This window comes from Aeromonas sp. 25-248, from assembly GCF_053005425.1.
This window is the reverse complement of record NZ_JBRKTB010000012.1, coordinates 91,936-111,249: the sequence shown is the minus strand read 5'-3', so window position 1 is coordinate 111,249 and position 19,314 is coordinate 91,936. Positions and strand designations below refer to the sequence as shown.

Genomic DNA, 19,314 nt, shown 5'->3' with positions numbered 1-19,314 from the left:
TCGCCAACGTGGCAAGGCATGCCCCTGACGGGCAATGAACCAACCGGGTGGTCACAACCATCCAGAAGATATGTAGGAAATATCGTAATGAAGAAGACTCTGATTGCTCTGTCCGTGGCTACCCTGGGCTTTGCCGCCACCGCTCAAGCCGCCGTAGAAGCGTCTGCCGTCGCGACCTGGCAGGCCACTGCCAAGAAAGACACCACTTCCGAGCTGGTGGTCACCCCGCTCTCCAGCCTCTCCTTCCAATATGCCGAAGGGATCAAGGGGTTCAACACCGTCAACGGCCTGTTCGATGTCGCCATCAAGGGTGATGCCAGCGCGACCGACTTCACCCTGAAGGCGAAGAAGCTGAACGGCACCCTGAATCACCTGGGTGGCGACTCCACCGTCGATGTGGGCGTGCTGTGGGGCGGCGCACCGGTCAGCACAACCGCCTACACCACCCTGATCGACACCGCTGCCGGCATCACGGGGGGGAATCTGTCTCCTCTTGCCAACGGCTTCAAGAACGATGCCGAACGCGTCACGGCGCAGGGTTCCTTCACTTTCAACATTGAAAGCGCCACTGCCAGCGGCACCCCCACCACCTTTGACGCCCTGCCGGACGGCCTGTGGAGCGGTGAAGTCAACGTCGAGTTCGTAGCGAACTGGAGCTAACTCATCTACCGCATACCATTGAGGGCCCTGCGGGGCCCTTTGTTCTCTTAGGGGCACATCATGAACCTGAAAATTGCAGCGATCTGGCTGCTGCTCATTCCCGGTATCAGCCAGGCGATCAATGTCGGCGCCGTCACCACCTTCATCGATGCAGGCAGCCAGGAGGTCGCCAAACAGATTGAAAATGGCAGCGACCAGGCCAGGTTGGTCACGATCAGCGTGACACGCATCACCTCACCGGAAGAGGGAGGGCAGGAGATCCCCATGGAAGTCAGCGGCGAGCTGATGCTGTCACCCAGTCGGCTGATGCTGCCCGCCAATGCCAGAAACAACGTGAGGTTCTTTTACAAGGGCCCGCAGGATGACAAGGAGCGTTACTACCGCATCCGCTGGCTGGACACGGCGCTCTCCGTCGACGATCAGCGCAACGAACGCCGCCAGGCGGTTGCCACCACGTCAGCACAGATAGGCACCATTCTGGTGGTAACACCACGCCAGCACCGGTTCGCCTACGACCTGAAGGACGACACGCTCACCAACCAGGGCAATGCCTCCTATCGCACGGTAGCGTATGGCCCCTGCCTGAAAGGCGAGGAGCTGTGCAAGGAAACCTACTACGACCTGCCGGGCAAGCAGCGCCGGTTCAAGCAGGTCAACATGCGTGATCCAAAGAGCCACCTGGGACTCTGGCTGGGTCAGGAATTCGTCGTCATCAAGTAACCCCCTATCACGGTGCCGCCCCACCCTCTTGCAGGGTGACGGCTCTCGATCTCCACACCCGGAACCATGGTGCTCGATATGTTGAAAAAAGCCTGGCTGTTGCCGCTCTCCTGGCTGATTGCGATGTCAGCCTCGGCCAGCACTGCTGCCCCTCTCAAAATTGCCAACGTCATCATTCCTGCCAGTTTTGCCAAGGCGCTGGAAGAGGGGCTGGCGGTACCGGTACGCCTGCGATACACGGATGAGGACAACAGGATCGACACCCTGACCGACGACACCATCGGCAATGCCACCCTGCTGCTGCAAGACGGCAAGCTGCACTTGTTGCACCTTGATTTCAGTGCCGGCCAGCAGCAAGGCGTGCTGAACGATGCCCTTACCACTCTGCTCTCCAGCAAGCAAAGACGCACCTTTTCTGCCGATGGCGACTTACAGATCGATGCCGATGCCAGCATGCAGCTGGACCTCGTCGCCATGCTGCTCACCATCCGGGTGTCACGGGATGCCTTTGGCCAGGCGAGGCAATCTGACAACCGTGTCGCACTGACCCCGACGGTGGACACCCTGACGGGCGTACAGCGCTACAACCTGGGTTACTCCTTCATCAATACCCCCCAGAGCGGGCACCAGGACTCCAATTTCCTTCAACTGGAGAGTACCGTCGGGCTGGGCGCGCACCATGTCGCCGTGGATGCCTCCCTTTACAACCTGGGTGAGCCGGAGCAGAGCGGCGATATCTACCGCGCCATGTACGAGCGGGATCTCGATGATCGCCGCATCGCAGCAGGCATGGTCTCGACATGGGACCTGCAGACACTGGGGGTGGTGACGGGCCTGACCACGGGTCGCCTCTACGGCGCATCCTATGGCAACCAGGCGCAATCTCGAAAACAGACCACCAACGAATCGACCACTCCGGTGCAAGTCTTCATGCCCGCCAACGGCGAGGTCAGGGTCTATCGGGATGAACGCCTGATAGGCCTGCAAAACCTGGCGATCGGCAACCAGCACATCGACACCTCCGCGTTCCCCAACGGGGTCTACAACGTCACGGTCGAAGTCTATGTCGACGGCCGCCTGACCAGCACGACCACCCAGCGAGTCACCAAGCTGGGCGGCAATCAGGGCTTTACCCGGGAGTGGGGATGGCAATGGTGGGGAGGCATGATGGAGAACAGCCAGCACAGCGGCGATTCCCCCCTGCTCGGTCTGTCGCTGGCACGCTCGCTGGATACCCTTGATCTGGCGACGACCACCTATGCTTTCAGGGATGCAGCCGTCGGCGAGGCACGCGCAAGCTGGCAGGTCACGGATCGCCTCGGCACCCAGTTGCAAAGCATGCTGTCCACCGATCACTCCTGGCGGCTGGCGTCCAGCCTTTCCTTGCAAGCCCATGACAATGCCTCCCTGTGGGTCAGCCAGGAAAAACTGTATGCAGGCGATGCCCTGGGAGTGAGTGCAACCGAGCTCTACTCTGCCGGCATCACGATCAATCTGGGTGGCTGGGTCAGCGGCATGGGCCAGCTGACCTTCAACACCACGCACGACCGTCAGATGAACAGCGATCGCAGTTATGCGGATTACTACCAGCACCTCTATGCGGGCCGATACGGCAACCTCTCCATGCGCGCCAGCCTGCAGAGCGACAGTGGCACACTCAATGGATTCAGCAACAAGAGCATCACCCTGGACTACGCCATCCCGTTCGACAATCTGTTCAGCTTCGGCATGAGCAGCAACGAGCAGGGCCAGACCACGGCCAACCTCAACTATCAGAAGCGCATGGAGGGAGCCATCAACCTGGCCGCACTGAATGCCTCCCGCATGATGCACGGCAGCGACACACACAATATGGCGCTTTCCGGCACCCTGGGGTTCGAGAACAGGGTCATCGGCGGCACCATGACGCTGGGTCGCGGTCATGGCGGCGACGTGAATGGCAACCTGATTGCACGGGGTGCCCTGATCACCACGGAGAACGACGTGATCGCATCCAGCCGGAGCACCTCTGGTTCAGGCCTCATCATCAATACCGGCATCCACCGGGAAGGACAGATGCTCGCCAAGGTGAATGGACAGGACTACCCCCTGCAAGGGGAACAGACCTTCCTGGCGCTCCCGCCTTATCAGGAATACGAGGTGGAACTGCTCAACAGCAAGACGGGCAAGGACAGCTATGACATCAACACCGGCAAGCAGCGCTATACCCTGTTCCCCGGCAACGTCGCCACTCTGGATGCCGGCAGCAGCATCAAGGAGATGGTCACCGTGTTTGGCGTACTCAGGGCAGAAGATGGCTCGCTGCTTGCAAACGCCCGCATTGACAACCACATCGGCACCACGGTGACCAACGAGGTCGGCGAGTTCACCCTGGACGTGGACAAGGCCAACCCCATGCTGACTTTCCGCCGGGGAAGCGACTTCTGTGAAGCCGACCTGGATCTTGCACAACACATGGGCGCGGCCTGGGTCGGCATCGTGACCTGCCAGGGACTGCCCACCTACGCCATGGTGAGAGAGTATTGAACATGAACATCACACACAGATTGCTGCTGGTCATTGCACTTGGCGCCGGCTGGGCACAGCAAGGCAGTGCGGCCGTATCCAAAACCGTCTGGCCGAATGCCGCGCTGCGCCATTTCCTGTTTATTGAAAATCAGGAAGACAACAACCTGTTTGTTGCGCCGACCGATGGTCTGGATCCGCGGCTGACCGGCGCAAATGCCTGGACCTCGCTCAAAGGAAATGGTCAGGTGAGCCTGGCGTACGTTGATAACGGATACAACACCGATATCAACAACTGGAACGTCGATATGTGGGAAAACGGCCCTATTCGCCGTCCTTATGTCAACCAACGCTGCATCATGTCTTATACCCGTTGTGACCCCGACACCGCTGAGGCGGTCAACAAGCCGGCCGTCGTTGATGACTTGGGCTTTTTCGGTCTCATCGGGGCATCTGCCGGGTGGGGTCATGGCAAATTGAGTGCAAGTTTCTTTGATTATCTTCGAACCATGCCTGTCGGAGCTGTTTTGAACAGGGAGATGAACCTGTGCAGGACCACGCTCAAATATGACGCGGCAGCCGGTGAACGCTGCATCAATCAGAACAGCGGAAACTGGTATGTCAGAAACATGCAGCACAAGAAGGCCGGCCATCTTCGCTTCGTACAAACCAATGCAATAAGTGAAGTCATTGTGGACAGCAATGGTGTTCCTTATGTCTTGCCCGGTTCACAAGGTTGTGAGAATTACAGGCTGGGCACCCGAGATGGGATTTTGTGTCGTTTTCTTGATTACAACTTCAATGAAGATGGCAGTCAGAACTACACCGAGCCCTACATGTATACCAATGTCAAAAACAGCTCGCTGAATAGCGCCATTGGTTCTGCGGATCTGCAAATGAGCGCAGATTTGAAAAATTGGGCAAGCAAAGGCTCTCGCTACAACATCAGCTATTTAAGAGGACAGCCATCTGTTTATCTTTTCTTGTCCAGCAATTTCTTCAAACAAGTTGTAAGGCTGGGACTGCAAGATCAACTGACTCGCAGTCTGATCAACTTCAATATGAAGAATGGATATGCTCCCGAGAGTGGATACTATGAATTCAGCGGCACAACCGAAATTCATATAAAACCACGGGACTTCAGCGTATCCATCTTGTCTTCGGAGGGCGTCAGCAATCCTTACAGGGAGGGGCAGGTCGGGAAAGATATTCTGAGCTTCTCATACAATATCTCTGATAGCGGCCCCATCAGTGCCGATATGCTGGAAATTTCTATTTCACAGGACAGAGGGTCGCCTTATCGGGGATATTGCACTTTCTATCCGGCAGGCTCCTCAGCTCCTGAACAGGCCGTCCCCATCCCTACCAGGCTGGTATTCGATTCGGTGGCTCATGGCGCGGGTTCACGGCACGCCATTAGCTGCGATCGCACACCGGTGGATATTCGCACCCTCGGAATACAGGACAATCAACCACCGCAGGAGTGGAATGATCCCGTCAACGGCCAGGGCATCACCCGGTTTTACAAGCTGGCGCTGGAATTCGACCTGACCGATCCCATGGTGCAGCGCACCATGGGCGACGAGATGTGGGAAGGCGAGGTGGAACAAAGCGGCACCATCACCATCAAGGGGACCTGGCGCTGACCATGGAGTACAACATGCATCGTCTACTTTGGCCCTTGCTGGGCGGCTTGCTGGCCTCACAGGCCGCCGCCCTCGACATCGGCGCCATGACTCTTGCCATGGCGCCAGAGCAGGAGTTCATTACCAGAACCCTGACCAACAACAGTGCTTCACCCAAGCTGTACGACATACAGATGGAAAAAATCAGCGATCCCACGGCCAGAGGCAGAACACTGCCCACCGTCCCCGGTGAGCTGCTGTTTGCCCCCAGGCGCTTCACCCTGCACGCCAGACATGCCCAGAACGTCAAGTTCTACTACAAGGGGCCCGCCGATGACCATGAGCGTTACTACCGCATCACCTTCACCGAGTCACCGGCAGCCCAGGTGGATGAAGGCAGCCAGACGCAGCACCAGGGAACCGTCGAGGTGAAACTGGCCCTGCAGTCCATCCTGGTAGTGCGCCCGCGTCAGTCACGTTTTGCATACCAGTTGGACCCGGTACAAAGCGCCATCACCAATACCGGCAACACCTATTTCGAGTTCATGGTGAAACGGGGCTGCCAGCAGGCGGACAGCGAGGCGGACAGCAAGTACCTGCTGCCCGGGGACACCTACCACAATCCCCGGATCAATCAGCAGGGAAACCAGAAGCTCATCGTCTACCAGTCCCGCTTCATCCCGGTGGGCAAGGATTGCTGGCCAGACTAGGTGCCCGACACCGGACGGTCAGCAATCCCCAGGATCAGGAGGAGAGCGTCGCCAGCCTGGCCGCAAACCCCATGAAGAAGAGGCCGATAAGGCCGTTGCCGAGACGGGCCGCCGTCTGGCGCTGACGGAAGAAGCGGGCCATCAGGGTACCGCCGAAGATCAGCAGGGTCAGGTAGACGAAGCTCATGGCTTCCAGCATGCCAGCCAGCACCAGATAGGAGATCCAGGTGTGGGCATAGCTGAAGTCGATGAACTGCACGAAGAAAGAGACGTAGAACAGGATCGCCTTGGGATTGGTGAGGCTCAGGGTGAGGGCCTTGGTAAAATAGCGCTCACCGGGATCCATCTCGGACGCCGGTCCCGCCTTTTTGGCGATGAAGTTCGCGTGCAGGATCTTCACCCCCAGATAAAGCAGGTAGATGGCGCCCAGATAGCGCACCAGGGTAAACAGCAATGGGGTGGTGCGAATGAGGGACGCGATCCCCAGATAGGCGCAGAAAATGAGAATGGCATCGCCGACGAAGACGCCGAGGGCGGCGCGATAACCCGGGCCTATGCCGCGCACGGCACCGGTTCGCAGCACGTAGAGGGAGTTCGGGCCCGGGGCGATGATGATGAAGAAGAGACCGACCAGATAGGTCCAGACGTTGATGACACCCAGGCTTTCGAACATGTTCCCTCCATGGCGGGTGATGGGCCGGATAACGGCGGCAGGCCTTCTATACTAATCCGCCCCGCGCCAAGCACAAGATCTGACCTGCCATCCACACGCCGTCAGCATGAACGGCCTGCGCGCCACGCGAACGCAATCCGGGCGTTCGCCCACTTTGGTTATGTCCAGATGCGCCGGGATAGGGCATGGTAGAGGGAGTGATACCCCAGCCATGGACAAGACCTTGAGTACCGACACCCCGATCACCGCCCCGCCCGCGGTGGACAACCCGACTACCACCGCTTATCCGGTGATCGCCGCCATCAGCTTCTCGCACCTGTTGAACGACATGATGCAGTCGGTACTGCTGGCCATCTATCCCCTCCTGAAGCTGGGGCTCGATCTGTCGTTCACCCAGATAGGTCTCATCACCCTCACCTACCAGTTCACGGCCTCGCTGCTGCAACCCCTGATCGGCCTCTATACCGACCGCAGACCCATGCCCTACTCCCTGCCTCTGGGCATGGGCTTCACGCTGGTGGGGCTGCTCTACCTGTCGCAGGCAGGCAGCTTTGGCGCCGTGCTGTTGTCGGCCATGCTGATCGGCATGGGCTCCTCCGTCTTCCACCCGGAATCCTCCCGGGTCGCCCGCATGGCGGCCGGCAACCAGCCTGGTCTGGCCCAGTCTCTGTTCCAGATCGGCGGCAATCTGGGATCGGCCATCGGCCCCCTGCTCGCGGCGCTCATCATAGTGCCGAAGGGACAGGGCAGTGCCGCCTGGTTCTCGTTGTTCGCACTCATCGGGGTCATCGTGCTCAGCTTCGTCGGCCGCTGGTCCAGCCACCATGCCGCCAGCTTCCATCGGCGGATGAGGGCCCATGCTGGCACCGGCCTGAGCCGCCGCCAGATTGGCTGGTCACTGGCCATCCTCGGTCTGCTGATGTTCTCCAAGTTCTTCTACATGGCCAGCCTGAGCAGCTATTACACCTTCTACCTGATGGACAAGTTCCACCTGTCGCTGGAGAGCGCCCAGCTCTATCTGTTCGCCTTCCTGTTTGCCGTCGCGGCGGGGACAGTGCTCGGCGGGCCACTCGGCGATCGCATCGGTCGCAAGCGGGTGATCTGGATCTCCATCCTTGGCGTCGCTCCCTTCACCCTGCTGCTGCCCCACGTCGACCTGTTCTGGACCTCGGTGCTGTCGATCGTCATCGGCCTCATCCTGGCGTCGGCCTTCTCCGCCATCCTGGTCTACGCCCAGGATCTGGTACCCGGCAAGGTCGGCACCATTTCCGGCCTCTTCTTCGGCTTCGCCTTCGGCATGGGAGGGATAGGGGCCGCCCTGCTGGGCAGATTGGCCGATGCCACCAGCATCGAAACCGTCTATCAGGTCTGCGCCTATCTGCCCCTTATTGGCCTGCTGACCGCCTTCCTGCCCAATATCAGGAGAGGCTAGAGGCCAAGCGGCAACCAGCGACCGACCATAAAAAACGCGGCCTGAGCAGGCCGCGTCTGGTTCCATCACTCGGGCCGCCTGACACGGCCCGGTCCGCTCGGACTCATCCGCCGAGCCTCTTTGTCAGCACTCCAGCCCGACGACCGGGTCAACTGGAAGTTGTCACCCGAGAGGCCGCTGACGGGACCATTCACCGCAGGGCCGCGGCATTCCTCAGCAGTACTGGCCTGCCACCCAGCCCGACGACCAGGCCCACTGGAAGTTGTAACCACCGAGCCAGCCGGTCACATCGACCACTTCGCCGATGAAGTAGAGGCCGGGCACGGTGCGCGCCTCCATGGTCTTGGAGGAGAGCGCGTTGGTATCCACTCCCCCCAGGGTCACTTCGGCGGTGCGATACCCTTCGGTGCCGTTGGGCAGGATCTGCCAATCCCCCAGCAGGGTGGCCACCGCCTCCAGCTCCCGCTCGTTGTACTGGCGCATCGGCTTGCTCACCAGCCATCCCAGCTCCACCAGCTTGTCGACGAAGCGCTTGGGCAGCTCGCGCCCCAGCACGGTTTTCAGTTCCTGGGCAGGATGGGCCTGGGCCCAGGTCTTGAGGGTCTCTGGAATGTCGAGATCCGGCAGCAGGTTGATGTGGATCTTCTCCCCCGCCAGCCAGAAGGAGGAGATCTGCAGGATGGCGGGGCCGGAGAGGCCGCGATGGGTGAACAGCATGGCCTCCTTGAAGCGGGTGCCGTCCTCGGCGGTCACCGCCACCGGCAGGCTGACCCCCGCCAGATCGGCGAAGGCCTCCTTGTCGGCCTGATGCAGGGTAAAGGGCACCAGCCCGGCGCGAGTCGGCAACACGGTGAGGCCGAACTGCTCCGCCAGCTTGAAGCCGTAAGGGGTGGCACCGAGTTTCGGCATGGAGAGGCCGCCGGTGGCGACCACCAGCGACGAGCAGGCGATCTCCCCCTTGCTGGTGTCGAGCACGAAGCCTTCATCTGTCTTGCTGACGGTGAGGATCTCGGTCTGGAACTGCAGGGTCACGCCAGCCCAGTCGCACTCGGTCAGCAGGATGTCGACGACATCCTTGGCGCTCTCGTCACAGAACAGCTGACCCAGGGTCTTCTCGTGATAGCTCAGGCCGTGCCGGTCCACCAGATCGATGAAATCCTGCTGGGTGTAGCGCGCCAGCGCCGATTTGCAGAAGTGGGGGTTGGCCGAAAGGAAGGCATGGGGACCCGCCTGATGATTGGTGAAGTTGCAGCGACCGCCGCCGCTGATGAGGATCTTGCGGCCCGGCTTTTTGGCGTTGTCGAGCACCAGCACGGAGCGACCCCGGTAGCCAGCCTGGGCCGCACACATCAATCCGGCCGCCCCGGCACCGATCACCACCACATCCACCTGTTTCATCGTCACTCACCCATCAAAAGAAAAACGGCCCCTTTACCTTAAAGGACCGTCATTGTACCCGGCAGACACCAGCACAGCGGTACAAGGACACCTGCAAATAGAAAACGGCCCCTTTACAAGGGGCCGTCATTGTACTGACTGAACACTAAGTGTCCACGACTATCAGGCGTTGCCGTCCATGATGCTGGCCGGGGCGCCCTTGGCCAGCTCGGCCAGCTCCTTGTCGATGAAATAGAGGCCCTTGCCATCCTCGCCCACCAGGCTCAGACGGTCGACGATGCTCTTGAACAGCTTCTCCTCTTCGTGCTGCTCGGCCACGTACCACTGCAGGAAGTTGAAGGTGGAGTAATCCTGGGTGGTGAAGGCGACGTGGGCCAGACCGTTGATGCACTTGGTGATGTGATACTCGTGCTCCAGGGTGGTGCGGAAGATGTCACCTAGGGACTTGAATTCATGGGGAGGCGCTTCGATGGCCCCCAGCACCGGCATGGCGCCGGTCTCGCTCACGTAGGTGAACAGGCGCTCCATGTGCTGGCGCTCCTCGACCGCATGCTGACGCAGGAAGGTGGCGGCCCCCTCGAAGCCCTTATCCTCGCACCAGGCGCTCATCTGCAGGTAGAGGTTGGAGGAATAGAATTCAAGATTAATCTGCTCGTTCAACTTCTCGATCATGGCTTTGGCCAACATGATGATTCTCCACTGTGATTTGCCCACGATTGTCGCCACTGTTGCATCCTGACGCAACCAGAGACAACCGACGCACCCCGCAGTTGCGACGACTTTTCACCTCATCCTCTCCCCCATACGGTTATAGAGAAGCAAAGAAACATGGTGTAGGTGACATCAGCCATTATGATGGCGCCATTGATCGGGGAAAGGATTCAATGAGATTCATTATGGCACTGGCGCTGCTCTGGATGACCCAGTTGCAGGCAGCTCCCTCCTTGCTGAAAGAGGCTGAATTGCAGGCGGCGCGCGATCCCGTCGGCTATCTGCAGCGCCTCGACGCCAGTCCCCAGCAGGATATGGAACTGTTCTACGCCAGGTCCCTGGCCCAGGCAGCCCTTGGCCGCTATCCCCAGGCACAGCGCGACAATGCCCGCGCCCGCGGTCTGGCCAATGCCCAGCAGGAGACCCTTCGCCTGCTCGACTTCCGGTTGCAGCAGATTGCCCTGACCCTGGATGCCGATACGCCGGATCAGGCGCTCGAGCTGCTCACCCAGCTCTGGCCGGCGGTCCGGCATCACCCCAGGCAGGTCTCGGAGTGGCATGCCCTCAACGGGCTCGCCCTCTACCGTACCCAGCAGATGAAAGAGGCGATCCTCGAGCTCAAGACCGCCTATCACCTCAAGCAGAAAGAGCCGGGTTCCATCCTCTCCACCTTGCAGTGCGGCCGTCTGCTGATGACCCTCGGCAACCTCTATGCGGACCTCAATCTCTACCGTGAGGCCGAGACCTATTATCAGGATGCCCTCGGCCAGATGGTGCAGCTCAACGAACCCAACAGCCAGGCCATCATCCGGGCCAACATGGCCAGGCTCTACATCGACATGGGCCAGCCTGCCAGAGCCAGCCAGTTGCTCGATACCCTGCTGGCCACGCCGAGCCTGTCACCCCACTATCGCGCCATCGTCCTCGGCTACCAGGCCATGGTGTTCAACGCACGGGCGGACTGGCACTCAGCCTGGCGCAGCCTGGAGGAGGCACAAGCCATCTATGACAGGCTGGATAGCCCGCAGGCGGCCTCCCGTCTGACCGAGATCAGGGCAAGAACCCTGCTGGGTCGTGGCGAGAAGCAGCTGGCCCTGCAACTGCTGATGGAGCACACCGCCCCTCTCTCCATGGATGGTCGGGCGATGCAGGCCAGGTTACTGGCCGATCTGGGCCGCTACCCCGAGGCCTACGGGGCCATGACCCGCTACATGCAGTACTACAAGCAGCACTTCAACCAGACCCTGAGCCAGCACGCGGCCGCCTTCCAGGTCGAGATGGATCTGGCTCGCAGCGAGGCCAGCAATCGCGCGTTGCAGCAGGAAAACGAGAGCAAGCGCCAGCAACTGCTCTACCAGCAGAGTGCCCGCTACTACCAATTGCTGCTGCTGGTGCTGCTGGCCGTCGCCCTGATCCTGCTCGGGCTCACCACCCGCAGGCTCCACCGCAGCTCGCGCCACCTCTACAAGCTCGCCACCTTCGATCAGCTGACCGGGCTGCCCAACCGGCGCGCCCTGCTGGAGAGACTGGGTCAGCAGTGGCTGCACGAAACGCCCCTGACCCTGCTCATCATCGACATCGACCACTTCAAACAGATCAACGACAAGCATGGTCACCAGGCGGGGGATCAGGCTATCCGGCAGTTGGCCAGGGAGCTCAAGAGCTGGGCACCGGACCAGCAGTTGATCGGGCGCTGGGGCGGGGAAGAATTTCTGGTGGCCATGACCCAGGACGGGGCCACCTGCTGGCGGCTGGCGGAGCAGCTGAGAAGCCGGATCGCCTACCTGGCCGCCCCCCACATGACCATCAGCATCGGGGTGGCGGAACGCTCGACGCAGGATGACAGCCTGAGCCAGCTCATTCATCGTGCCGACATGGCCATGTATCAGGCGAAACGCCAGGGGCGCAACCAGACCGTGCTGGCCCAGTCTCCCCACCTTTCCCCTGAACTGGCCTGCAACGTCGCCTGATGGCCCCTCGTGCGGGTGTCAGGGCGCCAGCTCAGTGAGTGACGCCACGTTCACCGGCGCACCGTAATCCACCCCCGGCAGCTCGAAGCCGTTGAGCTGCATGAACTCCTGGCGCAACCCGGCAAAATCCCCCAGGGTGCGGAAGTTCTCCGGCGTCACCTTGGGCCAGAGTGCCGAGACGGCGGCCTGCACCGCTGGCTCAAGCTCGTGGTCATCCATCCGGATCAGCCGGTTGCCATCGGCGACGACCCCTCTGGGCCCGTACATCTTGTCGGCAAACAGCCGCTGCATCTGCTCAATGCAGCCCTCGTGGACACCACGCTCCTTCATCACCCCCATCAACAGGCCCAGATAGACAGGCAACACCGGAATAAACACGCTCGCCTTGGTCACCAGCGCCTTGCAAACCGACACCCAGGCATGACCGCCAATCCCGGCAAGTTGCAGGTTGATGGTCTCGGCGGTGGCGTGCAGGTGCTCCTTGGCATAGCCGATGGTGCCGTCTCTATAGAGGGGGTAGGTGGACTCGGGGCCGATATAGGAGTAGGCAACGGTCCGGGCGCCGGGGGCCAGGCAATCCGCCTGCTGCAATGCCTGCATCCAGCGCTGCCAGTCCTCGCCCCCCATCACGGTGACGGTGTCGCGGATCTCCTCCGGGGTGGCTGGCACCAGCGACTGCTGCACCAGCGCATCGTGCTCCAGATCCAGCCCCCAGCCTTGCAGCGGCTGGCCTGTGGTCTTGAGCACCGAGCGTACCTGTGTGCCATCCGGCATCACCCTGACTCCGCTCGCCAGCGAATAGACCACCAGATCCACCTGCCCGAGTCGCTGGCGGATGACGTCGATGGCCTGCTGGCGCATGGTGTCGGAGAAGGCATCCCCGATCAGGTTGACGGCGATGCGACCGGCTTGCTCCGCCGCCTGACGAAACCAGATGTTGTTGTACCAGCCAGCACTGCCGAGCCCCTTGTCGGAGGGACCCCGCTCGAACGAGACGCCCAGGGTATCGGCCCCGGCGCCGAAGGTGAGCGCGATCCGGGACGCCAGCCCGAAACCGGACGATGCCCCCAGCACCAGCACCCGTTTCGGCCCGTTGAACGGCCCCGCCGCCCGCACCTGTTCGATCTGTTGCAGCACGGCGGCGCGACAACCCATGGGGTGGCAATTGCGGGCAACACAACCCTGGATCTGGGGATGAATGATCATGAAGGACTCTCCGGTGCATCGGTGGGACATGAGAAACGGCCATGACAGCGTCACCCGGTTGCAGGTGAGGAGCCCTGGCCGTTTTGCCAAGGGAACTGGCTACAGCATAACCAAGGGGGGCGGGATTACCTTGATGTCGGACGGGATATGGGCTGGAAGAGGGCAGAAAAACAAAAGGGAGCGCGAGGCTCCCCAAAGCGGTATTCAGATGCTTTTTGTTGTTTTGTGTTCATTGCGAAGCACGGGCACATCCTATTCCCCCACCTTCCCGGGGGCAATAGCACGCCTGTGACCGGCGTCAAACTCCTGTTCAAAATATGCACTCCCCGGCCACCTGCACCTCTACGCCTTCCGGTTCGGGGTCAGGCAAATCCTGAAACTGTGGCGACGATGCCGTTTTAGTTTCAGCAGACATTGGTATAGTGGACCCAGGATCAGTGAGGAGAACTCCCATGAATGGAACCTATTACAAACACGTACTGGCCGCGATCGACCTGTCGGAAGACAACCGCAAGGTGATCGAGAAGGCGGTCGACCGGGCCCGCTCCAACGGCGCCAAGCTGTCGGTGATCCATGTGGATGTGGACCTCAAGGATCTCTACACCGAGATGATCGACATCGACATCGACAACGTGCAGGACCAGGTGATCGCCGAAGCGAAGGAGAAGCTGGAAGCCTTCCTCGCCTCGGTGGACTACCCCATCGAGAAGAAGCTGGTCATCTGCGGCGATCTGAGCGAGCGAGTCAACCAGGCGGTCAAGGACTACCAGATCGACCTGCTGGTGTGCGGCCATCGCCAGAGCTTCTGGAGCCTGCTCACCTCGAGCGCACGCCAGCTGATGAATACCGTGCCCTGCGACATGCTGGTCGTGCCCTTGCAGAAGTGATCGAACAGGCGTAGTGTGATTTGCCATGAATATGACCTCATTCAATCACAACTACTGGTGGTGCTGCTTCTAAACAGGCGGCACTGCTTTTCTATGTAAAATTTCCCAAAGAAAACACCGTGACCGCCGAGAGGCGGTCATTGTTTTCATCCCTTTGTCGCCTCCCGGCTCACCCAACTGGAGAGAGTGACATGCACAACCCCGTGATCCTGACCGGCGACCGCCCCACCGGCAAACTGCACATTGGCCACTACGTCGGCTCCCTGCGCCAGCGCGTGGCCGCCCAGCACCATTACCGCCAGTTCGTCATGATCGCCGATCTGCAGGCGCTGACCGACAACGGCCACAACCCGGCCAAGGTGACCGATCACGTGCTGGAGGTAATGGCCGACTACCTGGCCGCCGGCCTCGACCCGGCCAAGACCACTTTCTGCCTGCAGAGCGCCCTGCCCGCCCTCGCCGAACTCACGACCTACTACCTCAACCTGGTCAGCGTCGCCCGGCTGGAGCGCAACCCCACCGTCAAGGCCGAAATCCAGCAGAAAGGGTTCGAGCGCAGCCTGCCCGCCGGCTTCCTCGTCTATCCGGTCAGCCAGGCCGCCGACATCACCGCCTTTCGTGCCACTCACGTGCCGGTGGGCGAGGATCAGCTGCCCATGCTGGAGCAGACCAACGAGATAGTGCGCCGCTTCAACACCCTGGTGGGCAAAGAGGTGCTGACCGAGTGCCAGCCCATCCTGAGCGACACCGGCCGCCTGCCCGGCATCGACGGCAAGGCCAAGATGTCAAAGTCCCTTGGCAACACCATCGAACTCGGCATGTCGAGCGACGAGATCAAGCAGGCGGTGTTCGCCATGTATACCGACCCCAATCACCTCAAGGTGAGCGATCCGGGTCAGGTGGAGGGCAATACGGTGTTCGCCTATCTGGATGCCTTCCACCCTGACAAGGCCCTGGTGGCCGAGATGAAGGCCCACTACCAGCGCGGTGGTCTGGGGGACATGCGCTGCAAGCAGGTACTCAACGACTGCCTGCAGACCCTGCTTGCCCCGATGCGGGAGCGGCGCGAGGCCGCCATCGCCGACAAGCGCCAGCTGCTGCGCCTGTTGCAGCAGGGTACCGAGCAGGCCCGGGCCCTCACCGACGAGGTGCTGGCCGAGGTGAAGGGGGCGATGGGGCTGGACTACTTCTCCGGATTGGCGTGATCTGCCCCCTGCGGCGCGGGATGGCCGAGCGCATCCGCACCGTAGCGCTCCCTCGCCAGCCGGTGCAACAACCCCTTGAACCAGCCGATCGCCTCGTCATGGGCACTGAGCGGGTGGCCCGCCATCAGGTAGACGATGGGGATGGCGGGTTCCAGCTGGTGCAGGCGCAACGGATAGTGGCGACAGAAGTGGCGCCCGATCATCTCGGGCACCACCACCAGGTAGCGGCCGGTCGCCATCAGCGGCGGTACCGCCATAAAGCTCGGCAGCCTGACCCCCAGCTCCCGCTCCACCCCGAAACGGGCCAGCCAGAGATCCACCATGGCCTGGCTGTGGCCCCAGCTGGAGGTGTGGATATGGGGGCGGCTGACCAGTTCTCCCGGCCCCAGCATGTCGGGCAGAGCGCTGCCGAGGGGCGACAAACAGACCAGCGGATTGCTGAACCACTCCTCGCGCCACAACCGGGGCGAGAGATGGTTGGCACCGGCAAACCCGATCACCAAATCCAGTTCCCCCTTCTCCAGCTCCCGCTCGTAGTCGCTGTCCGCCAGCTCGCACACTTCCAGTCGGCAGTGGGGAGCCTGCTGCACCATCCACTCCACCAGCACCGGCACCAGGCCGTGCTCCACCGAGCCCGGGGTGGCGATGCGAAAGATCCGCCGGGCACTTGCCGGGTCGAATCCCTTGGCCTGACGCAGCCCCTGCTCCAGCATGGCCAGCGCCTGGCGCACCGGGCTCGCCAGCGCCTTGGCCCGTTCGGTCGGCATCATCTCGCGCCGACTCATCACGAACAGCGGGTCATCCAGCGCCTGGCGCAAGCGCCCCAGCGCATGGCTGACGGTGGACTGGGAGAGGTGCAGCCGTTCGGCGGCACGGGTGACGTTGCGCTCCTGCATCAGCATGTCGAACACGGTGAGCAGGTTGAGGTCGAGGCGGGAGAGGGGCAGTTCCATCGATATTGGCCATAGTTGAATGACGACAATTCATTTTTGGCATAGTAGCAGATTGCATAGAATGCGCAGGCGAATTACATCGGAGATTCAAATGCGTAGCTATCTGTTGTTGCTGGCGATCGGCCTGTTGTGGGGCTCCCAGTTCATTTTCATGCACCAGGCCGTGGCTGAACTGCCCCCCATCATGGTGGCCGCCGGACGCGCCCTGTGCGGCAGCCTGACCCTGGGTTTGCTCTGCCTGTTCATGCGCCTCAAGAGTGAACACACCCCGTGGCGAACCTATATGCTGATCGCCCTGCTCGACGCTACCATCCCCTTCATCATGGTGGCCTGGGGACAACAGTATGTGGACAGCGCCATCGCGGCCGTGGTCATGGGTTGTATCCCCTTTGTGACCATTCTGGCGGCACCCTTGTTTATTTCTGGTGAAAGAATCACCAAGGGCGGCCTCGTCTCCGTGATCATCGGCTTCGTCGGCGTGCTGGTACTGTTCTGGCCCAAGCTGACCAGCGGCATGAATGCCGGGCTGCTCGGTGCCATGGCCATCCTGTTTGGTGCCAGCTGCTTCGCCATCGGCCTGCTGATGATCAAGCGCTTCGCTAAGGACCATCCTGTGGTCGTGGCCCGCAACATCCTGATCTCCTCGGCCATCCAGCTGCTGCTGGCCGCGCCCTTCGTGGCCGACCTGAGCAACCTCACCCTGCCGAGCCAGCAGGCCATGGGCGCCGTCGCCATGCTGGGGATCTTCTGTACCGGCCTGGTCTACTTCCTCTACATGGCGCTGATCCAGAAGGCGGGCCCGACCTTCGCCTCCTTCAGCAACTACCTGGTGCCGCTGTTCGGCGTCATGCTGGGAGCCCTGTTCCTCGGCGAGCAGATCCAGTCCACCACGGGCGTGGCGCTGGCCCTGATCCTGGGTTCGGTCGCCCTCAACCAGTGGGCACAGCAGCGCCGCCAACAGCGGGAGGCTGCCCTATGTCAGGCATCCTGACCACCCTCTGCGGCGGTCTGGTACTGATAGCCGGCTGGCAGTATCGCCACCGGCTGGCCGGGGTGCTGGGTCTGCTGATGGTGCTACTGCCCTGGTTCTTCGACAGCAAGCTGCAAGCCATGCTGAACTATGCACTGAATGCCTGAAGACCCTCTCTGCGTGTGTGACGAGAGTGTATCTCTCCTGTTTTTGGGACCGTTTTAACAAAACCTCCGATTTGTCCCCTCTACCGGCGCCCTGCGCCGGTTTTTTTATCTCTGCGCCTCTGCTCCGTAGCGATAACTCAACCGCTCGTTCTTGCGCGGCCCCGTTATCTGCCAGGCGAGCAGGAAACCCTCGCCGGTTTCGGTCAGCTCGGCGCTGTAGTGATCCTGCCCGCACAGGTGAGGCTCGGCCGTGACCCAGTGCCCGTCCCCCCGGGGCAACAGCTCGAACAGCATCACCGGCTGCTCGTAGCGCAGGTGGGAGAGCATGATCCCCCGTGCGGTGCGCTGCCACCAGAAGCGGTTGTGCATGGTCAGCTCCCGGCCATGGGGCGTGGTGTAGCGACCCGTCTCGGCATACAGCCACCCCCCATGGTGATCGGTCACCACCACGGCACCCTCCCCGCGACCGCACCAGTCGGTGGCGGATCCGACCCCGTTGCTCGCCTCGAAGGCAAATGCTCCGATCTGTGACAACCCTTCCCATAAACGCTGGATCGCGCCTTCCAACTCGGCCATCATAGCGCCCTCCAAATTGACAACTGACGACAATTCAATCACATGAACTACTTGATAGGGGTTACCCTGCTCTGGTCCTTCTCCTTCAGCCTGATCGGGGTCTACCTTGCCGGTCAGGTGGATGCCTACTTCTCGGTACTGACCCGCATCGTGCTCGCCAGCCTGGTGTTTCTGCCCTTCCTGCGCCGTCGCTGGCTGCGCCCCGATCTGGTGGCCAAGCTGATGGCCCTCGGTGCCATCCAGCTCGGCATCATGTATCTCTTCTACTACCACTCCTTCCTGCTCTTGACGGTACCGGAAGTGCTGGTGTTCACCATCTTCACCCCCATCTATGTCACCCTGATCCACGACCTGCTGGAAGGGCGCTTCAAGCCTGTCTATCTGTGGGGGGCCCTGCTGGCGGTGCTGGGGGCGGCCGTCATCCGTTTCGACGGCCTGACCGAAAGCTATGTACTGGGATTCCTGGTGGTGCAGGGCGCCAACGTCTGCTTCGCCCTGGGCCAGGTAGGCTACAAGGTGCTGCTGGCCCGGGAGGCTGAGCAGCCGCCCCAGCTGGCGGTGTTCGGCTGCTTCTATCTGGGCGCCCTGGTGATCGCCCTGCCCGCCTGGTGGCTGCTGGGCAAACCTCAATATCCCACCAGCCCCCTGCAATGGGGCATCCTCTTCTGGCTGGGGGTCGGGGCATCCGGGCTCGGCTACTTCCTATGGAACAAGGGGGCGACCCTGGTCAGCAGCGGCGTGCTGGCCATCATGAACAACGCCTTGATCCCCGCGGGTCTGCTGGTCAATCTGGTGCTCTGGGGAAAGGATACCGACCTGCTCAGGCTCGGTCTGGGCGCCCTGCTGATGCTGGCTTCCCTCTGGGTTTGCCAGCGTCAGCAGGTCAGTGAGCGCTGACTGAAAACCATTGACGCTGATGGGTCCATCGGCGTCAATGGGTTCGCGG

At 61.3% G+C, this 19,314-nt stretch carries 18 protein-coding genes; 12 read left to right on the top strand and 6 right to left on the bottom strand.

Features of this window, described 5'->3' with window-relative positions:
* The first annotated feature begins 87 nt into the window (after nt 1-87).
* The 5 genes from ecpA to ACVDHI_RS16140 all read left to right on the top strand — a co-directional run bounded on the left by ecpA (nt 88) and on the right by ACVDHI_RS16140 (nt 6,220).
* A complete protein-coding gene (ecpA, locus tag ACVDHI_RS16160; protein ID WP_010672341.1) occupies nt 88-660 on the top strand; it encodes a common pilus major fimbrillin subunit EcpA in 573 nt (190 codons plus the stop codon).
* Between the two features lie 60 nt (nt 661-720).
* On the top strand, nt 721-1,380 hold the full coding sequence (locus ACVDHI_RS16155) for an EcpB family pilus assembly chaperone (protein WP_010672340.1): 660 nt from the start codon (nt 721-723) through the stop codon (nt 1,378-1,380).
* 78 nt (nt 1,381-1,458) lie between these two features.
* Nucleotides 1,459-3,906 (top strand): fimbrial biogenesis outer membrane usher protein, encoded by a 2,448-nt coding sequence (locus ACVDHI_RS16150; RefSeq protein WP_029313396.1) that lies wholly within the window; start codon nt 1,459-1,461, stop codon nt 3,904-3,906.
* A gap of 2 nt (nt 3,907-3,908) precedes the next feature.
* The gene (locus ACVDHI_RS16145; protein WP_447212275.1) at nt 3,909-5,531 is read left to right on the top strand and encodes a hypothetical protein; all 1,623 of its coding nucleotides are present in this window, start codon (nt 3,909-3,911) and stop codon (nt 5,529-5,531) included.
* Nucleotides 5,532-5,545: 14 nt separating this feature from the next.
* A complete protein-coding gene (locus ACVDHI_RS16140; RefSeq protein ID WP_447212274.1) occupies nt 5,546-6,220 on the top strand; it encodes a fimbria/pilus periplasmic chaperone in 675 nt (224 codons plus the stop codon).
* 34 nt (nt 6,221-6,254) lie between these two features.
* Here the strand turns inward: ACVDHI_RS16140 and leuE are convergent, their stop codons facing one another.
* Nucleotides 6,255-6,893 carry a leucine efflux protein LeuE gene (gene leuE, locus ACVDHI_RS16135; protein WP_010672336.1) on the bottom strand — a complete coding sequence of 213 codons (639 nt, stop codon included), beginning with the start codon at nt 6,891-6,893 and terminating at the stop codon, nt 6,255-6,257.
* A 211-nt stretch (nt 6,894-7,104) separates the two neighbouring features.
* Here leuE and ACVDHI_RS16130 point away from each other — a divergent pair, with 211 nt between their 5' ends.
* The gene (locus ACVDHI_RS16130; RefSeq protein WP_041214206.1) at nt 7,105-8,325 is read left to right on the top strand and encodes an MFS transporter; all 1,221 of its coding nucleotides are present in this window, start codon (nt 7,105-7,107) and stop codon (nt 8,323-8,325) included.
* A 213-nt stretch (nt 8,326-8,538) separates the two neighbouring features.
* Here ACVDHI_RS16130 and ACVDHI_RS16125 read toward each other — a convergent pair whose 3' ends face one another.
* The gene (locus ACVDHI_RS16125; RefSeq protein ID WP_447212273.1) at nt 8,539-9,723 is read right to left on the bottom strand and encodes an NAD(P)/FAD-dependent oxidoreductase; all 1,185 of its coding nucleotides are present in this window, start codon (nt 9,721-9,723) and stop codon (nt 8,539-8,541) included.
* A gap of 162 nt (nt 9,724-9,885) precedes the next feature.
* Entirely contained in the window at nt 9,886-10,410 is a 525-nt protein-coding gene (gene ftnA / locus ACVDHI_RS16120; protein ID WP_010672333.1) for a non-heme ferritin, read from the bottom strand.
* Between the two features lie 209 nt (nt 10,411-10,619).
* Here ftnA and ACVDHI_RS16115 point away from each other — a divergent pair, with 209 nt between their 5' ends.
* On the top strand, nt 10,620-12,404 hold the full coding sequence (locus ACVDHI_RS16115; protein ID WP_049637076.1) for a GGDEF domain-containing protein: 1,785 nt from the start codon (nt 10,620-10,622) through the stop codon (nt 12,402-12,404).
* Between the two features lie 18 nt (nt 12,405-12,422).
* Here the strand turns inward: ACVDHI_RS16115 and fabV are convergent, their stop codons facing one another.
* Complete coding sequence (fabV, locus tag ACVDHI_RS16110) at nt 12,423-13,610, bottom strand: enoyl-ACP reductase FabV (RefSeq protein ID WP_201985647.1); 1,188 nt, start codon at nt 13,608-13,610, stop codon at nt 12,423-12,425.
* A 452-nt stretch (nt 13,611-14,062) separates the two neighbouring features.
* On the opposite strand from fabV, the gene ACVDHI_RS16105 reads away from it, so the two are divergent.
* Together ACVDHI_RS16105 and trpS are read left to right on the top strand one after the other, a co-directional pair.
* On the top strand, nt 14,063-14,497 hold the full coding sequence (locus tag ACVDHI_RS16105) for a universal stress protein (RefSeq protein ID WP_010672329.1): 435 nt from the start codon (nt 14,063-14,065) through the stop codon (nt 14,495-14,497).
* Nucleotides 14,498-14,688: 191 nt separating this feature from the next.
* On the top strand, nt 14,689-15,702 hold the full coding sequence (gene trpS, locus ACVDHI_RS16100) for a tryptophan--tRNA ligase (RefSeq protein WP_104455000.1): 1,014 nt from the start codon (nt 14,689-14,691) through the stop codon (nt 15,700-15,702).
* Here trpS and ACVDHI_RS16095 read toward each other — a convergent pair.
* Entirely contained in the window at nt 15,681-16,655 is a 975-nt protein-coding gene (locus ACVDHI_RS16095; protein ID WP_041212089.1) for a LysR family transcriptional regulator, read from the bottom strand. The two genes, trpS and ACVDHI_RS16095, sit on opposite strands and share 22 nt — an antisense overlap.
* 91 nt (nt 16,656-16,746) lie before the next feature.
* On the opposite strand from ACVDHI_RS16095, the gene ACVDHI_RS16090 reads away from it, so the two are divergent.
* Both ACVDHI_RS16090 and ACVDHI_RS16085 read left to right on the top strand, forming a co-directional pair.
* A complete protein-coding gene (locus ACVDHI_RS16090; RefSeq protein WP_167826264.1) occupies nt 16,747-17,646 on the top strand; it encodes a DMT family transporter in 900 nt (299 codons plus the stop codon).
* A complete protein-coding gene (locus ACVDHI_RS16085) occupies nt 17,631-17,792 on the top strand; it encodes a hypothetical protein (protein ID WP_010672325.1) in 162 nt (53 codons plus the stop codon). The genes ACVDHI_RS16090 and ACVDHI_RS16085 overlap by 16 nt, the downstream gene beginning before the upstream one ends.
* Nucleotides 17,793-17,897: 105 nt before the next feature.
* Here the strand turns inward: ACVDHI_RS16085 and ACVDHI_RS16080 are convergent, their stop codons facing one another.
* Nucleotides 17,898-18,368 carry a DUF6314 family protein gene (locus ACVDHI_RS16080; RefSeq protein WP_042882121.1) on the bottom strand — a complete coding sequence of 157 codons (471 nt, stop codon included), beginning with the start codon at nt 18,366-18,368 and terminating at the stop codon, nt 17,898-17,900.
* 42 nt (nt 18,369-18,410) lie between these two features.
* On the opposite strand from ACVDHI_RS16080, the gene ACVDHI_RS16075 reads away from it, so the two are divergent.
* Entirely contained in the window at nt 18,411-19,265 is an 855-nt protein-coding gene (locus ACVDHI_RS16075; RefSeq protein ID WP_042016171.1) for a DMT family transporter, read from the top strand.
* Nucleotides 19,266-19,314 lie beyond the last annotated feature (49 nt).

Bases quoted from the DNA above. Each gene is read 5' to 3' on its own strand.
- ecpA (WP_010672341.1), top strand. From the start codon at position 88: ATGAAGAAGACTCTGATTGCTCTGTCCGTGGCTACCCTGGGCTTTGCC.
- ACVDHI_RS16155 (WP_010672340.1), top strand. From the start codon at position 721: ATGAACCTGAAAATTGCAGCGATCTGGCTGCTGCTCATTCCCGGTATC.
- ACVDHI_RS16150 (WP_029313396.1), top strand. From the start codon at position 1,459: ATGTTGAAAAAAGCCTGGCTGTTGCCGCTCTCCTGGCTGATTGCGATG.
- ACVDHI_RS16145 (WP_447212275.1), top strand. From the start codon at position 3,909: ATGAACATCACACACAGATTGCTGCTGGTCATTGCACTTGGCGCCGGC.
- ACVDHI_RS16140 (WP_447212274.1), top strand. From the start codon at position 5,546: ATGCATCGTCTACTTTGGCCCTTGCTGGGCGGCTTGCTGGCCTCACAG.
- leuE (WP_010672336.1), bottom strand. From the start codon at position 6,893: ATGTTCGAAAGCCTGGGTGTCATCAACGTCTGGACCTATCTGGTCGGT.
- ACVDHI_RS16130 (WP_041214206.1), top strand. From the start codon at position 7,105: ATGGACAAGACCTTGAGTACCGACACCCCGATCACCGCCCCGCCCGCG.
- ACVDHI_RS16125 (WP_447212273.1), bottom strand. From the start codon at position 9,723: ATGAAACAGGTGGATGTGGTGGTGATCGGTGCCGGGGCGGCCGGATTG.
- ftnA (WP_010672333.1), bottom strand. From the start codon at position 10,410: ATGTTGGCCAAAGCCATGATCGAGAAGTTGAACGAGCAGATTAATCTT.
- ACVDHI_RS16115 (WP_049637076.1), top strand. From the start codon at position 10,620: ATGGCACTGGCGCTGCTCTGGATGACCCAGTTGCAGGCAGCTCCCTCC.
- fabV (WP_201985647.1), bottom strand. From the start codon at position 13,610: ATGATCATTCATCCCCAGATCCAGGGTTGTGTTGCCCGCAATTGCCAC.
- ACVDHI_RS16105 (WP_010672329.1), top strand. From the start codon at position 14,063: ATGAATGGAACCTATTACAAACACGTACTGGCCGCGATCGACCTGTCG.
- trpS (WP_104455000.1), top strand. From the start codon at position 14,689: ATGCACAACCCCGTGATCCTGACCGGCGACCGCCCCACCGGCAAACTG.
- ACVDHI_RS16095 (WP_041212089.1), bottom strand. From the start codon at position 16,655: ATGGAACTGCCCCTCTCCCGCCTCGACCTCAACCTGCTCACCGTGTTC.
- ACVDHI_RS16090 (WP_167826264.1), top strand. From the start codon at position 16,747: ATGCGTAGCTATCTGTTGTTGCTGGCGATCGGCCTGTTGTGGGGCTCC.
- ACVDHI_RS16085 (WP_010672325.1), top strand. From the start codon at position 17,631: ATGTCAGGCATCCTGACCACCCTCTGCGGCGGTCTGGTACTGATAGCC.
- ACVDHI_RS16080 (WP_042882121.1), bottom strand. From the start codon at position 18,368: ATGGCCGAGTTGGAAGGCGCGATCCAGCGTTTATGGGAAGGGTTGTCA.
- ACVDHI_RS16075 (WP_042016171.1), top strand. From the start codon at position 18,411: ATGAACTACTTGATAGGGGTTACCCTGCTCTGGTCCTTCTCCTTCAGC.